Here is an 18,419-nt window from a genome sequence, read left to right as displayed (position 1 = left end):
AAAGTAATAAATAATAGTAAAAATAATTGACATTACTCTATTTATACATACTAATTCGAAAAAAATTTATTTAACTTATTTATATCATCGCGATTTCGGGAAACTTCTCCAACCCCATATGTAGCCGTTCAAAAGGTTACAAACAGTATGAACCAACTAACAATATTAGTTGCAAAATCGACCTCCCAAAGATTAGTAACCCCTAAAACTCTAAAAACATAGGGCGCAGTTATAAGTGGAAAAAGCAAGTTTAGGACATATACGAAAAATTAAAAAAATATTTTTTATTAAAGACTATTGTTTCATAAGCACAACTTTATTTTATTTATTCCATTTTCCAGCTATTACATAATACATTCATACGGTGGATTATATAATGAAGTTACCACTAACTCTCAATAGACAAGGATGAATTCACATGACGCAAACTAAGAATAACATAGATTCACGTAAGGGAAAACACCTTTCTTATGCGGAACGCTGCCAAATAGAGGTTCTAAAAAAAGAAGGCTATTCAAACCGACAGATTTCTGGAGTTATTGAGCGAGCTCCACAAACCATCCATAATGAAATCAAAAGAGGGACAGTTACACAATTAAAACGCCAAAATCAAAATGGCAAAGTGTATGACTATTATGATTCTGTTTATAGCGCTGACGCAGGACAATCTCACTACGATAAAGAGCGTCTGAACTCTGGTAGACGGCCCAAATGGGCCGATACAGATGCTTTTACTAACTGGGCTGATGACAAGATGATCCATGAAAAATGGTCCCCAGATGTTGTAATTGGTTTTGCCTTAAATCAGGGATTGTTCAATCCTTCAATCATTCCTTGCACCACCACTCTTTATCAGTGGATTGATCGAGGCATCATGAAAACAACGAACTTAGACTTGCTCGAAAAGCTGTCTCGCAAAATAAAAAAACAGAATCATAAATCGAATCTTAACAAGCGCATATTAGGAAAATCCATAGACGAGCGTCCCGAAATCATCGGAACTCGAGAAACATTCGGCCATTGGGAAATCGATACTGTTGTAGGAAACAAGGTGAAATCAGATGCCGTTTTACTGACGTTAGCCGAAAGGCAAACACGTTTTGAAGTCATCTTAAAATTGAATGGAAAAGACGCTCATTCAGTTGACCAGGCAGTTCATGTATTGCGAGAGCGTGCTGATGAACACTTTAGCTGCCTGTTTAAAACGGTAACCTCCGACAATGGATCTGAATTCACAGGACTGCACGAAGCCTTGCAAGATGTAGTGGATGTCTATTTTAGTCATCCTTATACTTCATGGGAACGCGGGACAATCGAGAACCAGCATAAATTGATTCGCCGTTTCCTTCCCAAAGGGAAGCCGATGACTGATGTGAACGAAGCTCAATGCTTACGAATTCAACAATGGATGAATGACTATCCTAGAAGAATCTTAGATTATCAAATACCACATGACTGTTTCGTGAAAGCATTCCAACAAGAACGTATGGCCACTTGATTCGTGAATTTTTAACAAACAGGACTCATTACAGTTCGATAGCTAGATATTAAAATGTAAAACAGAGTAACTACAAGTGGCTAACTTAAACTTGAAATTTACGAATACATTCATACTAATAATGACTAGCATAAAAGCTTATTTATCTAAACCAGGTAAATGCCACAACTCACCTAACATTAAGTCATAATCTCTTGGTTGTATAATCTCAAATCCTGAACCATTGGTAAATGTCATTTCTCCAAAATAAATATCTCCATTAACATTATATAAATCTACACGAACATGCGAAAAACCTTTTGACAATTTTTGGGCAAGTTCAATCATTAATTCAAAATTCTCTGGTACAGGGATCTCATCCTCAGAGTTTCTATATGTGTATTGTTGCCATGGCTGTAATTTCCAATTCAAATCGTATACATTTCTTTTATGATCATCAAATCTGCTTACGTCAATCCAACAATAATAAACTTGTCCATCAAAGCATAAAAACTTATAGTCATTAAGTTCTCCATTTTTATCTTCAAGATATTCTTCAGCAATAATTCTTGGCTCTATATCTTTATAATGTAATTCTAGACCGGTAAAATAAGTAAAATCTAACTTCATCCATTTATCAAATTTCTGTTTAGCTTTATTCTTATTAAACGTTTCTTTATCTTTAACTACTATGTTCCATCCAGAGCCGTGATTAGTTTTTTATACAAATTTATCTGGTATATTACTAAAATCAATATCTGAGAAAGCATCCCATACACCTAATAGAGGTATTAAATACTCTTTCCCTATTCTATTTTCAACCCATTTTCTCACTAAATACTTATCTGTTAGTTCTTTTTTTAATTTACTATCTTCATAAAGCTTAGCCCACTGCATTTTTTCTGTATAGGTTTTAGGATTAGAAAGATTTAGTTTATTTCCTGTGGCTTCATTGTATAACTTTGATAGAACGTAGGGATATTCATCTGATTCCAAGGATTTCATGTATTCATATCGATTGGAAATTCGTTTCCTTAAATAACTACTATATAGTTTTGGAAATACAAGTTTTAATAACTCTTTATTTCTGCTCATAAAAGCCCTCCATAGTGTGACAAAAATGTATATTTAGCAACAAAAATTTGATATGAAGTTATAGATAAATTCACATTAGATACAGTTGTAGCGATACTACCCAAACTTTACTTCTATTAATAACACGACTGATTCGCTATTAACTAAAACTAGTAATATTTGGTTTAATTAACATAGGTGTTGACAATTATAGAATGTGTGTGCTCTGTAAAAATGTTTTAGTAAGCCACTAAATTTTACTTTCTTAAATAGCTGTTCTAAAAAGTCTGTTTTTTTCTTCTTTTCAATAATATATTTCTTGTAATAATCCTATTTTTCAGCAGTTTGTTCTCGCGAATCAAGTTTATAATTAGTTATTGTAGAAAAACTTAATATATAAATCCAGTATACTGAAAGAAAATTATAGCTAAGTAATTGTTTTTCAAAAAACTGATGGGCAATCAAAGCTATTAATATTGATACTATTATGGCATTATTTTTTAATTGGTCTCTATTTCTTGATTTCTTTATTTGAGAAAGACACATTTTTATTCCAAAAAACCAAATCATTAAAAAAATAATGAGACCAAATATTCCAACTTCCGCAACTAAACTTAAATATATATTATGTGCACTGGATGAAAAATTTTTGATAATAAGATCTTTAGAGTTTCCAAAGCCTACTCCTCCAAAAATATTTTGAGAAAAGGAAAACAACAATTTATCCCATATTACATTGCGACTGCTTAAGCCTTCAGAAAATCTACCAATAGAAGAAAAACCCATACCAAAAAAAACAATTAAAGCTACACAACTCAGTATGATAGCATAAATCACGAAATTCTTTTTTCTTTTCGATGTTATAAATTCAAAAAGGACTATAATTATTAGAATAGAAATCAATGAACTTCTAGATTGAGTTAAAATCAAAGCATATCCTTGTAGAATTACACTAACTAAAAAAGGTAGTAATTTTACCTTCTCAGCTTTTAGGAGATATATTGTTGAAGAAAGAGTTATTATTAAAAGCCATCCTAAAATGTTTGGATTAGTTGTTATAGATGATATTCTATAACCGAGAGAAGCATTTCCCACTGTAATTTGCCCAATTGTTAAAGGACCAAAATCTACTACTAATCCATACTTATTAAAAACCACTCCTAATTCGCCAAATAAATATAAAATAATTCCAAAAAGAGAAATTACTATTCCTATAATCATTAATATTTTTGACAACTTATTAAATGTTTCTATTGGATTTGAATCCGTAATGGTAAGCATAAAAACTATGCTACTAGGTATTATTAAAAGTAAACTCTCGGTTAAAGCGTCTAACGTGTAGTAATAAGTCACACTTGTCAATATTACTACAAAAAGAGCTAAAAATAACACTATCAAATACTTTTGATTTTTATTAAAGTTTACCGTTTTATTTGAAATTGTTATCAAAAATAGTATCAACAAAACAACCAAAACTAGAGTACCAAAGGTTGGGAAATTATAAACTATGAATGCACTCTCTTTAAAAAGCATAGCTAATAAGAAAAATATTATAACATTTCCTAAATAATTTTTTTTAGTCAATTTAACCTCTCAAACTAGGAATTAAACTACTACTCCATTAATTAATTTTATACAAACTACTACAGCTATTTAAACAAAAAATAATTCTATACTTTTATTAAACTTTTCTTTTTGAGAAACTACTTTTTGACGATAAAAATCAAAATCATCCACGTAATTATCATAATCTACTATAAATTTTTCAATTAATTCGATAATTGCATCTATGTTTTCGTCGTTTTTTTCAAATTTATATTTTCCAGGAATTGGTATATCAATATCATTAGCCGCACTCCCATCTCTGCCTGTAACTATATTACAATTAAACATTACAGCTTCGCGAGGAATTCTTTCTGGACCTGGAAAAAACCCAAAATCAATATATACTTTAGCTTTTGACATTAATTTACTTATTTCTAATGGTGTCATATTTTCAATGGGTACGTAATTTATGTTTTTCTTTTGCTGTTCCGATCTCTTAATAATTTTTTTTGTGAAATCTAAACCTTTTTTTGGATTGTACAATACTACATTAGTTTTATTAAAGGTTTTTTCTTGAAAATACTCATCTCTCAAAGGTCCACAAAGATAGCTCATTTTGTTTTCAGCCACACCATGGTTCTGTAAGTATAATCTTACATATTCACAATTATAAAAATGATATACCTCTCTTTCATTTTCCCTGAACTTATATATATCAAATTTAAATTTTCTAAATGTTAATAATCCTATCATAGAAAATAAATTCAAAAATCTAGGTATACCTCTTCTTTTAGAAAAGTCTTTAGTTCTATTAATTGGTAAATCTTTAAGGTAAAAATCAAGTGACAACCACCAGATCGCTTTTTTTATATTTTTATATTTTTTTAATACTTCTGTATACGTTTCTGGAACAATTAAAAGATTATCTTTACTATCAGGAATTTGCTTTACAACAGGTATATTATATTTTTCAAATTTTTCTGGTACTTCTGTAGAATTTGAATCTGCATACATAATGGAACAATCTAAACCCAATTCTCTTAACTTATATGCCAACTGATGTAAACTTTCAGGTCCCCCACTCGTAGAAGTGTTCATGCCTACAATAAATACTTTTTCAAATTTTTTTTTCACTTTATCACTCCAAAATAAAAATTCATAGACTCATAATCATACCTTTATAAAGACCATGGAAAATTTCTTTAATTTTATCTAACTTATTACTTTCATACAGCAGTACACTTAATAAAATTTTAGCTATTCTTATATAAGCTGTAAAAAGATAACTAATATTTCTACTTTTCCTAGCACAATATAGTAAATTCCTTGACATATAAAATTTTCTGAAAGCAGAATGGTTCATAACATTAACTTCCCAAAACAAAAACTTGTGCTGAGTTATATTTCCAATTTCATGTAATAAATCAACATTATAAACTTTAATAATTTTAAATGCGTTTTTTCCTAATCTATTACAATATTCAAAATCTACTAAATCAATAAATAACTTTTCGTCAAATTTGTCAACTGACTCCCAAATGTGTGTGTTAGTTAAAGATCCTGATGTAATACATTGATTTGTATATTCTATACCATTCGTCTTTTCTTGATTCCTAATATTATTTCTATCAATAATATTAGGGCATATTATACCAACATCTAGAATCTCTGTATATTTGCCAAGTTCAGAGATGAGGTTGCTCGGTGAAACAGAATCTTGATCCAAAGTAAGAACCCAAGAATAATTTTTCTTTTTAAAAAAGTCCATCCCCTGATTTAAGGCTGCAGCAACTCCTAAATTTTCTTTGTTATTGATGAAAAAGATTCTTTCATTATTTTCATACTCTTTTTTTACTAACTCAATATTCTTAGAGCCATTATCAACCAATACAATTTCTTTAACTTGGTTTATAATAGAATTAATATTTTCTTTTAATCTTACAATATTTGGATTAAATAAAACAATTACAGCTGATACATTACTCATTATTATTATCTCACTTCTCTATAAGTTATAGTGTCCTTAGCAAAATATCTATTATTAACATAAAATCAAACAAAAGAACACCACTTCGTACATTCTTGTTTTTTAGTAAATTTAAGCTACTTTTAAAATTCTGATCATAATAAGCTAATTCATTTAAAATTTCCTTATTTCCATTTGGTATATAGTCATTATAATTTTTTAATATTAACTTAGCTGTTTCTCGACGATTATGCCTATCTGTAAGAAATTTGGGTTTAATTTCTTTTGAAATTCTTTTCAATATGCCTTGATTTAACCCAGTTACATTGTCGTCGTGTTGACGATACTTAATGTAGCTCTTATCATCAAAAATAATATTTCCACCTAAGCTAATGCACAGCTTATATATCCAAGAATCATGTTCTACTTTTTTATTACAATCTTCCAAATTAACTATATTAGAAAAAAATAGCAATTTCCTATTAAAAACCATTGTGCATCCAGCAACTCTATGTCTAACAAAAGAACTTCCTAGTGATATTTTCATTTCACTATAATCTTTTTGTTTTAGAAATTCGCCTTCGTCGTTTACATAATTTAGATTTGAAAAATATAAGTTAGGTTTATCTTCGGGGAACACTTCTAATTTTTCTATGGCCTTATATGTTTTTTCTTCTTCCCAAATATCATCTTGATCACAAAAAGCATAATAATCAGAATTCATATTAAATTCTTTAACTTTTAAAGTTAAGTTTAAAAAACTTTTTCCATAGCCTACATTTTCACCTGCATAGTATTCAACTCTACCACTATTTTTGTATTCTTTTAAAATTTCTACAGTTCTATCGGTAGAGCCATCATCTCTAATTAGTATAAAAATATCTACATTTTTTTGAGTGAGTAAACTATCAATTTGTTTTCTCAAGTATTTTTCTCCGTTGTATGTAGATAGCAATACTGTAACTTTTCTCATCTTAATTTCCTCTCACCTTGTTGTAGACCCCAACATATTAGAATATATAAGTCTCATCTCTTTATTGATTGTGTCTAAAGAATAATTTTTAGCTTTAATTAAATTTTCATTTGAAAATTCATTTTTAATTTGAGGATTATTATAAATTTGCAGTATTTTATCAGCATACTTCTCAGCTTTATTATCATCAACTACGAAACCGTTTATGCCATCTTCCACCAAATCAATATTCCCTCTACAATTACTTACTACTAAAGGTAATCCTGTAGCCATAACTTCCATTATATTTACGGGCAATCCTTCTTGTTTAGAAGCAGATACAGCCATATCTGAAACCATGATTAAATTATTTATATCTTCTCTGTACCCCAAAAGTCTTACTTTCTTTTCTAAACCCAATTTCATAATTTTGTCTTTATATTCTTTTTCTTTCTCTCCTTTACCAACTAGTAATAAAATCGCATTTTTGATTTTAAAGTTTTCTACAGCCATCATATCAATTAATACATCTTGATTTTTTCTGTCGCTAAGTTCTGCAGTATAGATTATTAGAAAATCTTCTCGTTCAAACCCATATTCTTTACGCAGCTTCATTTTATTTTCATCTGTTTGCTTTTCAAACTTATTTAAATTCACGCCAACTCCATTAACTAATTTAATTTCATTGCACTTTAATTTTTTTTGAGCTATGGTGTAATCTTCTTTATTCATAGTTATTAGACAGTCTGTAAATCTTGATAATATAAATTCCACAGGATAATATATAAGCCAATTTTTTATTGTTGCCCCTTTAAAAAAATGAAACCCATGTGCTGTATATACAATTTTAGTTCCTTTCTTCCTAGATGAACTCGCTGCTATTCTAGCTAAAAAACCTCCAATTGGAGATTGACAGTGTATTAAGTCATATCGCTCATTTGAGACTATTTTCTTTATTTTTTTATACGCTTTAATATTCATAGTACTAAATGGATTCCTGCTAATTCCTACATCAAAAGTCTTAATTCCCAGCTCTTCTAACCTTTTCTTTAAATTGTCTGCTTTTTCTTTCGGTATAGTTCCTGCATTTTTAAAATTTGTTAAGACATGTACTTCAGCGTCTAGTCCTTGTAATAAAGCTATATTCGGCATATTAAATTGTTCTATCATTGAAGCTACCGAAGTTAGTATAAGTACTTTTTTCATTATTCTTTCTGTCCTCCCTCCGATAAAGATACGTTTTTTTCCGTTAATATAATGGATTCGGACATATTTCTAATTTGATAATTATCCTGGTAAAATGTCAAATTAAAATCATAAACTAATGTTCCAAAAATCTTGTCGAAAATTTTTATTTTTTTTCTAAAAATCATTATTAGAGGATTAAATACTTTTGTAATTTTAATATTTTCTCCATTAACATTAGCAATCAATTTCACCATTTCAGAAGTGTTAACATACTCTCTGTTTTGAGGGAAAAACAAACCTTTTTCTTTGTTTTCAATCATCAACCGAATAAATTCTGTTAAGTTATCGATATGTAACATACTTCTTTGATTCTCAATGTTTGGAAAAACAGGCGATAGTTTTGCAAATTTTGATAATATAGGATAATTCCCTTTAGAGCCTCTTCCATAAATCATTGGCGGCCGGATAACTACAACATTAAAATCATCAGATTGTAATGACTGAATTCCCTTTTCTGCCAGAAGTTTGCTATTTCCATAAAAATTAATAGGGTCAGGCTTAGTTTCTCTTGTGATAACCTTTGTCTCACCAATTTTGCTGCTTGCTCCATATACAATCATACTACTCATAAATATAAACTGCTTAACACCTTCTAGTTTTGCTTTCTTTGCAATATCAATAGTTAAATTGGTGTTTACTTCATAATACAGATCTTCTTGATTTGCTTTTGTATCTTGATGAGCAATTCCAGCCACATGAACAACTACATCAAAAATTGAAAAATCAATATCTTTCCATCTACCATCACGCACTGACTCTTTTACAACTTCATATTGTTTAGGTTCTTTAGCCAACCAGTCTGCTAATTGGTTTCCAACGTAGCTATTTTTACCGGTTATTAAAATTTTTTTAGTCATTCTTTATAACCTCACGATTCTTCAGCGAGCCAGTTCCACCTTCTACAACACCCTCAGAATGAACAATACTTATAAAGGTTCCAATGAAACATTTTACATCAAACAGAAAATTCATTTTTTCAACATACTCTCCATCCAATATGGCTTTTTTTTCAATAGGTAGTTCATCACGACCGTTAATTTGTGCCCAACCAGTCAGTCCTGCTGGTACATCGTTGGCACCATATATATCTCTTTCAGCAATCAAATCATATTGATTCCATAAAGCAGGGCGAGGACCAATAATACTCATGTCACCTTTAATAATATTGAGGATTTGAGGGAGTTCGTCCAATGACGTTTTCCGAAGAAATTTCCCTACTCGAGTAATCCACTGATCAGGATTTACCAATAGATGAGTTGGAGTATCTTTCGGAGTGTCTATCCGCATTGTACGGAATTTCAAGATGTAAAAGTGTTTTTTATGTAAACCAACTCTTTTTTGTTTGAACAATATAGGTCCTTTAGAATCCAGTTTTATAGCTATAATCAATAACAAAAAAACAGGAGATAATGCAATAAGCCCTAAAATAGATAACAGAATGTCCAATACTCTTTTTACTTTTCTATACTTCACTCTATTGTCTCCTCCTTATTCCTCTAAAAAAAACAAAAAGCTTCAATCCTTTACTTTGCTTTGCTGAATTAAAGTTTTTTATTGAATTGTTAAACAAATACTAAACCTTCGCTCGTTTCGCTTGAGTCTTTTAGTGCTTCTTCTTTCACCATTGAATATCGTCCATTGGCAAAATCTACTAATTTTGCTTTAAGTTGTTCCTCATTATACTGTTCTAGGCTGTGAACAAAATGCATTACTTCAGGTAAAGGTAAGTTGTTTACTTTACCAACAAAGATTTTTTCGAACACCTTCTGATCCGTGTGTTCACTACCAGCGAGAAGTTCCTCATACAATTTCTCACCAGGTCTGATACCAGCTTCTACAATAGGAATTTCCTTTTCTGTATAGCCGCTAAGCTTGATCATTTTTTTAGCTAGATTAATAATTTTAACCGGTTCCCCCATGTCTAAGACAAAAATCTCTCCGCCTTTTGCTAATGCTCCTGCTTGAAGCACTAAACGACTAGCTTCTGGAATCGTCATGAAGTAACGTGTCATTCTAGAGTCCGTCACGGTAATTGGTCCGCCGTTTTCGATTTGTTCTTTAAATAACGGAATGACACTTCCACGACTGCCCAGCACGTTTCCAAAGCGAACTGCTACGAAATTCGTTTTTCCCTTTTCGTTCAATCCTGTGACAATCATCTCAGCAATTCGTTTAGTAGACCCCATCACGTTCGGTGGGTTTACTGCTTTATCAGTAGAAACCATTACAAAACTTTGTACATTTGCTGCTTTAGCAGCTTCTGCCATATTTTTAGTTCCATAGACATTGTTTTTTACAGCTTCTGTCGGATTGTACTCCATTAATGGCACATGTTTGTGAGCAGCTGCATGATAAACACGGTCTGGTTTATATTCTTCCATAACTGTAAAAATACGTTCTCTGTCTTGGATATCAGCTATAATCGGAACGATTTCTGTACTAGTATGTAGATTGTTTAATTCCTTATTGATTAAATAAATGGAGTTTTCTCCATGTCCTAATAGTAAAATCCGTTTTGGTGAGAAGCGTATAATTTGTCGGCATATTTCTGACCCAATTGAACCTCCAGCTCCGCTTACGAGAACAGTTTGACCAGATAGGTTTTCAGCTATGGTTTCCATATCCAATTTTACTTCTTCACGACCCAATAAATCGACAACGTCAATTTCTTTAAACTTGTTGACTTCATACTTGCCTAAAACTACTTCTTCTACTGAAGGCATTTGATTCACTTTCGCATTTGTTTTAGCACAAACTTCAACAATGTCATTCAAGTCTTGAGGCGAAAGTGAAGGAATAGCTACCGTAATTTGTTCGATTTCATGAAGTTTGACCAATTCTGGAATATCTTCTACTTTTCCAATAACCGGCACACCGTATAACGTCATGCGCTCTTTAGCTGAATCATCATCTATTATTCCAATCAGTTCCACTTCAAAGTCATGTCGTTGAAGACTTTTGATAAACAAACTGCCACCTTGTCCTGCTCCTACAATCAAAGTTCGTACTTTTTGAGTAACTTCGCCATGAACCGACAGTTCTTTCAATTTTTGTTGATGTTCGTTATAAATCCGCCAAATAATCCGACTTCCTGGAATAAGTGCTACAGAAAATAGGTATGTCAATAACATGAAGCGAAGACTAATGGATTCTACGAACGGTACGGATATCAATGAAGCTGCAAAAAAAGCTAACGTGACTGCTGCCATATGATTAAACGTTTCTCGAATACTCGTGTAGCGATTGATTTTGAAAAAAAGGTGGAAACGCAAGGCAAAGAACAAGTAAAACACCCAGCTTAGACCGAGGGCAATCCAAAAATCTCTTGTTAATAATGAAATGTAAGGTTCTAAAAATATGTAAGAAAGAATACTAGAAGCCAGAATAGCAAATATATCAAACGCTAACAGTACCCTCCGCTTCATTTTGCGATTTATCACTTAATCTCTCCTCCTCCGCATTTTATACTGAATTTACAGCAAAAAATGAATCTGCAATTTTTAATCACCTGCTAAAATGGTGATGTGGATTCACTTTTTGCCTCCTGTATGATAGTTGCTATCTATTCTTCTCCGTAATAGTAATAATAGCTATCACTTGCTTTTTCTACTCTGTTGAAAATAGCTCCTAAAACATTGGCATTCACCATTTCTAATAACTCTTTTGATTTAAGGACTTCTTCTTTGGTGGCTTGCCCTTTTGGTAATACAAAAATGGTACCGTCTGCTTTACTCGCCATCACTTGTGCATCTGTTACTGCAAGAACCGGAGGCATATCATAAACAATAAAGTCAAATTCTTCTTCCAATTCCTTCATTAACTCGTCCATTCGTTTAGAGCCTAAGAGTTCAGCCGGATTTGGCGGTATAGCTCCACTTGTTAAGGTATATAAACCTTCAATGTTAGTGCGATAAACCATATCTTCAATTCTTGTCCCACGGTCTGTTAATAAGGTAGTTAATCCATCATTATTGCGGACACGGAATGTTTTATGCACAGTTGGTTTACGCAGATCAGCATCTACTAAGAGCACTCGCTTGTCTTCAGAAGCAAATGTTGCAGCTAAGTTAGCTGAGATAATGGATTTACCAGATCCTGGTCCTGAAGAAGTAACGACTAAGCTTTTCAAGTTTTCATCTACCATTGAAAACTGGATATTCGTCCGTATAGTACGGAATTGTTCAGAGACAACTGAGTTAGGTTTACTTGAAACTACCAATCCAGGGCGTTCTTTAGTTCCTTGTGGTTTCTTTTTCATTCCAAACATTTCATTTCCTCCTTCTATACACGGCTTCTTGCACTGCGTGTTTCTGTATTACGCTGTGGAATTTGTTGTTCTGATTTCAACTCGTCTTCAGACATTTCAGAAACTTTCCCAAGATTTGTCCATCCAAGTTGTTCTGTAATAAACTTTTCATCTTTAACTGTTTTATCTAAGAATTCAGACACAAATGCTAAGCCGACTCCAATCATTAATCCCAATAATAGTCCAATGATCAAGTTTAAAGGAGTATTTGGTGAAACAGGACTTGTATTAGCAATTGCTTCAGAAATAATCGTTACATTATCTACGTTCATAATATTACCAATTTCGCTTTGGAAAGTACTCGCCACAGAATTGGCAATTTCAGCTGCATCATAAGGATTTTCATCCGTCACTGTTAATGAAAAGACTTGTGAATTATCTTGAGTTATAATTTGGATTTTCTCTGCTAATTCAACTGTAGTTAAGTTAGTCTTTAAATTTTGACTAACTTCATCTAAGATAACAGGACCTTTGATGATGTCTTTATATGTATTGATCATTTGTACATTAGTATTAATATCGTTTAACTGAATGCCTTCTGCCGATTCAGTGGTACGATTAACCAACACTTGTGTAGTCGCACTGTATTGTGGTGTGACAATAAAAAAAGTGAAGACTGAAGCAATGATCAATCCGATTAGACCTAAGCTCACAATCATGCTCATTCGTTTTTTTATAACATCAAACAGCTCAACTAAACTAATTTCTTCTTCCATGATTTCCTCCTGAACGGCGTTTTGCCAAAATATAATGAAACATTACCATTTGGATAGACCAATTTTGACAATGTTCTTTACTACTATAACACATTATTTCCTTGATACTATGGACAAAATGTTAAGAAAACACATTTTGTATAGACAAATTATGCCAAACATTTCTTTCCATCACAACTAGAATATGTGTTATTTAAAATAGCGTTCTTAGTATATCTAATTTTCAGATATAAATCTACATAAATAAGCAAAATAATACATAAAAACCTCACGCTGCACACTTGTAAGTGTAAGCATGAGGTTCTTAGATTATTTGTTATTTTAATTGGTTTCTGTTATAGAATAACCATATACAACAATGCCGCAAGTACTGCACCTAAGATTGGTCCTACTACAGGAATCCAAGAGTAATCCCATTCAGAGTTCCCTTTGTTTGCAATTGGCAATACTTGATGAGCAATACGCGGACCTAGGTCACGTGCAGGGTTGATCGCGTATCCAGTTGATCCACCTAAAGATAAACCGATTGAAAGAATCAATACCCCTACTACCAACGGGTTTAATCCATCTGTAAAAGTGTTTTGTCCAAACATCATAAGAGCAAATACCAATACGAAAGTACCGATAGTTTCTGTCATAACGTTGCTGACGTTGTTGCGGATAGCTGGTCCTGTTGCAAAAGTACCTAAGATAAATCCTTGGTCTTCAGTTTCTTTGAAGTGTGGTAAGTAAGTCAACCATACTAACGCTGCTCCCACAAAACCTCCGGCTACTTGAGCCAAGATAAATGGAAGTACTAAGCTCCATTCAAAATCTCCAATCATCGCCATACCAACTGTTACAGCCGGGTTTAAGTGAGCTGGTCCCATAAATCCTGAAACATAAACAGCAATCGTTACTGCTGCTCCCCATCCAAGAGCAATCGCAACCCAACCAGCTGCTTCTGCTTTACTTTTCTTCAAGTTAACGGCAGCACATACGCCGTCTCCCAATAACACCAAAATCATTGTTCCTAAGAACTCACTAAAAATTGTTAGTGTATCTCCACTCATTTGTCTACTCCCCTTTTAATTCTTTTAGATCAGATTCCGCAATCGCAGTTTCTAACTCTTTAGTATAGTTTGCTTTTACTTCATCTGTCCAGTTATAGTAGCGAGCCATTTCTGCGATTACTGGTTCGATGATATCGTCCAGTGTGTCACGCATGAATAACATATGGTTCGTACGACGAATTAAAAAGTCGTTTGGCGTCAGTGCCATTTCTTCGTCCATCGCATAACGTAAGCTTAATGAGTCAGCTAGCGTTAATCCTTCAATTTGTTCTACTTCATCTAGTAAAGCGAACACTTTAGGAGCATTTGAACCGTAAAGGTGTGCCAAGTATAGAGCTTCTGATTGGCTCAATCCTTTTTCAATACCCATTTGGGCTAGTTTTTCAGTTTCTTCTTCTACTTCTTGCGCATTGATGTCTCCACCTGATACAGGGTATGCAGAAGAGTCGATCAATTCGTAAGATTCGTTGAAGTCATTTTTCAAGATTTCGATAACTTTTCTCATTGCACCCACAGCCATTTTACGGTAATCCGTAATTTTACCACCGGCAATAGTGATCAATCCATCTTCATCAATGTCTAATGCACTTCCACGAGAAATCGCTGAAGGGTTAGCTTCTGATTCAGAGTTGCTTGTTTGAATATCTTTCAATGCATCTTCTACAGTAATGCGATCTACTTCACCTTGTTGGTATTTTTCGATCGTAGAGATTACATTGTCAAAACTTTCGTCTGTAATTGGTTGGCTGTTTCCACCATTGTAGTCAGATCCGCCATTTGTAGAGATCAATGGGCGCAATCCTGCCCAGCTGGATTCGATATCGTCTAATTTGATATCAGCTGACGGGTAACGGTTGTTCACAACTTCCAATAAGTAATCCACATCATCTTGAGTTACTGTTGGGTGTGCGAAGTCGCCTGTATAATCTGTATCGGTTGTTCCAAAGTACGTTTTTTCTTCACGAGGAATCACGAATACCATACGACCATCATTTTTACCTGTATCGAAGTAAGTTGGTTGTGGAACTTGTAATTTATCACGGTCTACTACTAAGTGAACCCCTTTTGTTGGGCGCATTTGAGGAGCAGCGTCTGATTTAGCATCCATTTGACGGATCGTGTCAGACCAAGGACCTGTTGTGTTTAATACAATACGAGCTTTGATATCATATGTTTCGCCTGTTAATAAGTCTTCAACAGTTGCTCCACATACTTTATCATTTTCGTCATGTAAGATACCGACAACTTTTGTACGACTGACCATATGTCCGCCATCTTCAGCAGCGCGTTTGATATTTTCGATTACTAAACGAGCATCGTTGTTACGGTAGTCCAAGTATACTCCAGCACCTTGTAAGCCTTCGCTTTTCAGTTGCGGTTCGCGTTCTAGCACTTCGTCTTTTGACAATGTATAGTTTTCGTATTTTGTTCCTGTAACATTAGCTAATCGGTCATACAAGTCCATAGCTACTTTTAATGAGAACATTGAGAAAGTAGAACCTGGTTCGTCATAAACTGGCAAGATCATTGGATCTGCTTTAGGGATGTGAGGTGCAATACCTTGAACAACAGCACGTTCTTGTACTGTGTCAGCAACTACTTCTACGTCAAAGTTCTTCAAGTAGCGTAAGCCACCGTGAACTAATTTTGTTGAACGAGAAGATGTTCCTTCTGCAAAGTCCTGCATTTCCACAAGACCAGTCTTCAAACCTGAAGCAGCGGCTTGTAATGCTGTACCGGCTCCTGTGATTCCACCACCGATAATTAAGACGTCTAGCGTTTCTTCTTTTAGTGCTTTGATGTCTTGTTGTCTTCTTTTAATTGAAAAAACCATGACTCTTTTCCCCCTTTAAGGATTTAGTTTCTGTTGGTTGGTTAAAAATGTTTTAGGGTTTGTGTTTTTAAACGAGCTGCACGAACCAGCCTGTTGATATGTGTTTGTAGCCGTGAGGCTACGGTCATTAATTTGTTTTCTGCTTTTTAAAACGAGTTGCGCGTAGCAGCCTACTCTAAAACGAGTTGCGCGTAGCAGCCTACTCTAAAACGAGCTGCGCGAACCAGACTCCCTATGATTTCGTTTTGGCTTTTTGGTGGTAAAGAGCACCACCTAAAAGCCAAAATCGAACTCTACGGGAGTCTAAACGGTTCGCTCCGCTCTCTAAGGTTTGAATACTTGTGTTGCTTTTACGGCTAGTTTCCAGTTTTGGTAAAGTTTTTCGCGTTCTTCGTCGGACATTTGTGGTTCGAATGTGCCGCCTTCTTCGTACATGTCTTTGATTTCTTCGATGCTTTCCCAGAATCCAACTGCTAGTCCTGCCATGTAAGCTACTCCTAGTGCTGTTGTTTCTAAGTTGTGAGCGCGTTGTACTTTTGTTCCAATGATGTCTGCTTGGAATTGCAACAACCAGTCGTTGTTCGCTGCTCCTCCGTCTACTTTTAATAGAGGGATTTCGATTTCTGCGTCTGTCTTCATTGTATCAATAACGTCGCGTGCTTGGTAAGCAATTGCTTGTAAAGTTGCTTTTACGAAATCTTCTCTGCTTGTTCCGCGAGTCAATCCGAATACTGCTCCGCGTGCGTCTGAATCCCAGTAAGGTGCGCCTAGTCCTGTAAAGGCTGGTACAACAAATACTTCGTTTTCGTTCGTTGATGCTTTAGCCATTTCTTCTGAATCAGAAGAACTTTCTAACATTTTTAATCCATCACGCAACCATTGAACAGCTGAACCTGCAACGAAAATGCTTCCTTCTAATGCATAGTAAACTTTTCCGTTGATTCCGTAACCGATAGTGGTTAATAAGTTGTTGTCTGACAATTGCGGTGTTTCACCAGTGTTCATGACGATAAATGAACCTGTACCGTAAGTATTTTTCACCATTCCTGGTTCGAAGGCCATTTGACCGAATAAAGCAGCTTGTTGGTCTCCAGCCATACCTGCGATTGGAGTTGAAGCTCCGTAGAAGTGGTAGTTCGTTGTGTGACCGTAAACTTCAGAGTTCGATTTTACTTCAGGCATCATTGAACGAGGGATGTTCAATAGGTCTAGGATTTCTTGATCCCATTCTAATTCGTGGATGTTGAACAACATTGTACGACTTGCGTTAGAGTAGTCCGTTACAAATGAGTCTCCGTCAGTTAATTTCCAAGTCAACCAAGTGTCAACCGTACCGAATAACAATTCGCCTTTTTCAGCACGTTCTTGAGCGCCTTCAACGTGGTCTAAGATCCAGCGGATTTTCGTTGCTGAGAAATATGAGTCAATGATCAGTCCTGTTTTCTTGTGGATCATGTCTGCATGTCCGTCTTCTGCTAATTTAGCAGCAATCGGTGCAGATTGGCGTGATTGCCATACGACTGCGTTATAGATTGGACGTCCTGTTTTTTTGTCCCAAATAATAGTTGTTTCACGTTGGTTAGTAATCCCGATAGCTGCTATTTCAGCTGGTTTGATACCGGATTCAATAAATGCCCCTGCAATGACAGACTGCACTGAATTCCAGATTTCGTTTGGATTGTGTTCTACCCAACCGCTTTCAGGAAAAATCTGAGTAAACTCTTTTTGTGAACTTCCAACGTTATTAGCGTTTTTGTCAAAAATAATAGCTCTTGAACTCGTTGTTCCTTGGTCAATGGACATGATGTATTTTTTTTCAGTCATTTTAATAGTTCCTCCTTGTGTATGCAAGCGATTTCTAATTGATGTGTTTATTGTAATACGTTTTCACACCAAAAAAATGTCATGTTTTTGGCAGATAAGCAAAATAAATGGCATTTTTGTATACCCTTACAAACAAAACCCCAGTTGGTATAGATGAATCTTATTTTATTAACCCTAATATAACAAGAATTATGGTTATAAATCTAATGATTGGTATTGAATAATACTGGCAGTTTGTGCCTGTTTGGTTCATGAGAAGTCTTTTATAGACCTTTAGCTATTTTCAAAGAAATTAAAGGAAACATTTAGAGAAAGCCAGTTTATTGCTTATCTTATTATAGAAGAAACTAATTTAATTTTATTTATTATAGGATTCATCACTAATAAGAAATGAAAGAATACACCTAATTTGTGAGTGATTACTT

General features: G+C 33.9%; 14 protein-coding genes and 1 pseudogene. 1 reads left to right on the top strand and 14 read right to left on the bottom strand.

What is annotated here, in order from left to right; all coding sequences use genetic code 11:
* Window positions 1–418: 418 nt before the first annotated feature.
* Window positions 419–1,498: an IS30 family transposase gene (locus LMF32_RS06535; RefSeq protein WP_230524241.1), complete on the top strand. Its 1,080-nt coding sequence runs from the start codon at window positions 419–421 to the stop codon at window positions 1,496–1,498.
* 138 nt (window positions 1,499–1,636) lie between these two features.
* Here LMF32_RS06535 and LMF32_RS06530 read toward each other — a convergent pair.
* The 14 genes and pseudogenes from LMF32_RS06530 to glpK all read right to left on the bottom strand — a co-directional run bounded on the left by LMF32_RS06530 (window position 1,637) and on the right by glpK (window position 17,994).
* Window positions 1,637–2,374: pseudogene (locus LMF32_RS06530) on the bottom strand (ATP-grasp fold amidoligase family protein).
* A gap of 507 nt (window positions 2,375–2,881) precedes the next feature.
* Entirely contained in the window at window positions 2,882–4,135 is a 1,254-nt protein-coding gene (locus LMF32_RS06525; RefSeq protein WP_230524240.1) for an O-antigen ligase family protein, read from the bottom strand.
* Between the two features lie 69 nt (window positions 4,136–4,204).
* Window positions 4,205–5,230, bottom strand: coding sequence for a hypothetical protein (locus LMF32_RS06520; RefSeq protein ID WP_230524239.1), 1,026 nt, complete (start codon window positions 5,228–5,230; stop codon window positions 4,205–4,207).
* Window positions 5,231–5,252: 22 nt separating this feature from the next.
* Window positions 5,253–6,083 (bottom strand): glycosyltransferase family 2 protein, encoded by an 831-nt coding sequence (locus tag LMF32_RS06515; RefSeq protein ID WP_230524238.1) that lies wholly within the window; start codon window positions 6,081–6,083, stop codon window positions 5,253–5,255.
* A gap of 25 nt (window positions 6,084–6,108) precedes the next feature.
* Complete coding sequence (locus LMF32_RS06510) at window positions 6,109–7,035, bottom strand: glycosyltransferase family 2 protein (RefSeq protein ID WP_230524237.1); 927 nt, start codon at window positions 7,033–7,035, stop codon at window positions 6,109–6,111.
* Window positions 7,036–7,047: 12 nt separating this feature from the next.
* Window positions 7,048–8,220 (bottom strand): glycosyltransferase family 4 protein, encoded by a 1,173-nt coding sequence (locus LMF32_RS06505; protein ID WP_230524236.1) that lies wholly within the window; start codon window positions 8,218–8,220, stop codon window positions 7,048–7,050.
* Window positions 8,220–9,119 carry an NAD-dependent epimerase/dehydratase family protein gene (locus tag LMF32_RS06500; protein WP_230524235.1) on the bottom strand — a complete coding sequence of 300 codons (900 nt, stop codon included), beginning with the start codon at window positions 9,117–9,119 and terminating at the stop codon, window positions 8,220–8,222. The genes LMF32_RS06505 and LMF32_RS06500 overlap by 1 nt, the downstream gene beginning before the upstream one ends.
* The gene (locus tag LMF32_RS06495) at window positions 9,112–9,735 is read right to left on the bottom strand and encodes a sugar transferase (protein WP_230524234.1); all 624 of its coding nucleotides are present in this window, start codon (window positions 9,733–9,735) and stop codon (window positions 9,112–9,114) included. Before LMF32_RS06495 ends, LMF32_RS06500 begins: the two co-directional genes overlap by 8 nt.
* An 89-nt stretch (window positions 9,736–9,824) precedes the next feature.
* The gene (locus LMF32_RS06490; RefSeq protein WP_230525090.1) at window positions 9,825–11,687 is read right to left on the bottom strand and encodes a nucleoside-diphosphate sugar epimerase/dehydratase; all 1,863 of its coding nucleotides are present in this window, start codon (window positions 11,685–11,687) and stop codon (window positions 9,825–9,827) included.
* A 137-nt stretch (window positions 11,688–11,824) separates the two neighbouring features.
* Window positions 11,825–12,529, bottom strand: coding sequence for a CpsD/CapB family tyrosine-protein kinase (locus LMF32_RS06485; protein ID WP_230524233.1), 705 nt, complete (start codon window positions 12,527–12,529; stop codon window positions 11,825–11,827).
* A gap of 14 nt (window positions 12,530–12,543) precedes the next feature.
* Complete coding sequence (locus LMF32_RS06480; RefSeq protein ID WP_230524232.1) at window positions 12,544–13,284, bottom strand: Wzz/FepE/Etk N-terminal domain-containing protein; 741 nt, start codon at window positions 13,282–13,284, stop codon at window positions 12,544–12,546.
* 335 nt (window positions 13,285–13,619) lie between these two features.
* Entirely contained in the window at window positions 13,620–14,336 is a 717-nt protein-coding gene (locus LMF32_RS06475) for an MIP/aquaporin family protein (protein WP_230524231.1), read from the bottom strand.
* Between the two features lie 4 nt (window positions 14,337–14,340).
* Complete coding sequence (glpO, locus tag LMF32_RS06470) at window positions 14,341–16,170, bottom strand: type 1 glycerol-3-phosphate oxidase (protein WP_230524230.1); 1,830 nt, start codon at window positions 16,168–16,170, stop codon at window positions 14,341–14,343.
* Window positions 16,171–16,494: 324 nt separating this feature from the next.
* Window positions 16,495–17,994, bottom strand: a complete 1,500-nt coding sequence (gene glpK, locus LMF32_RS06465; RefSeq protein WP_230524229.1) for a glycerol kinase GlpK — start codon at window positions 17,992–17,994, stop codon at window positions 16,495–16,497.
* Between the last annotated feature and the right edge of the window lie 425 nt (window positions 17,995–18,419).

Origin of the sequence: Desemzia sp. C1 (genome assembly GCF_020882875.1) — a bacterium.
GTDB classification, from domain to species: domain Bacteria; phylum Bacillota; class Bacilli; order Lactobacillales; family Carnobacteriaceae; genus Desemzia; species Desemzia incerta.
This window is presented reverse-complemented; position numbering and strand designations above follow the sequence as displayed.

Coding starts and splice junctions, on each gene's coding strand:
- LMF32_RS06535 (WP_230524241.1), top strand. CDS start 419: ATGACGCAAACTAAGAATAACATAGATTCACGTAAGGGAAAACACCTT.
- LMF32_RS06515 (WP_230524238.1), bottom strand. CDS start 6,083: ATGAGTAATGTATCAGCTGTAATTGTTTTATTTAATCCAAATATTGTA.
- LMF32_RS06510 (WP_230524237.1), bottom strand. CDS start 7,035: ATGAGAAAAGTTACAGTATTGCTATCTACATACAACGGAGAAAAATAC.
- LMF32_RS06505 (WP_230524236.1), bottom strand. CDS start 8,220: ATGAAAAAAGTACTTATACTAACTTCGGTAGCTTCAATGATAGAACAA.
- LMF32_RS06500 (WP_230524235.1), bottom strand. CDS start 9,119: ATGACTAAAAAAATTTTAATAACCGGTAAAAATAGCTACGTTGGAAAC.
- LMF32_RS06490 (WP_230525090.1), bottom strand. CDS start 11,687: ATGAAGCGGAGGGTACTGTTAGCGTTTGATATATTTGCTATTCTGGCT.
- LMF32_RS06485 (WP_230524233.1), bottom strand. CDS start 12,529: ATGTTTGGAATGAAAAAGAAACCACAAGGAACTAAAGAACGCCCTGGA.
- LMF32_RS06480 (WP_230524232.1), bottom strand. CDS start 13,284: ATGGAAGAAGAAATTAGTTTAGTTGAGCTGTTTGATGTTATAAAAAAA.
- LMF32_RS06475 (WP_230524231.1), bottom strand. CDS start 14,336: ATGAGTGGAGATACACTAACAATTTTTAGTGAGTTCTTAGGAACAATG.
- glpO (WP_230524230.1), bottom strand. CDS start 16,170: ATGGTTTTTTCAATTAAAAGAAGACAACAAGACATCAAAGCACTAAAA.
- glpK (WP_230524229.1), bottom strand. CDS start 17,994: ATGACTGAAAAAAAATACATCATGTCCATTGACCAAGGAACAACGAGT.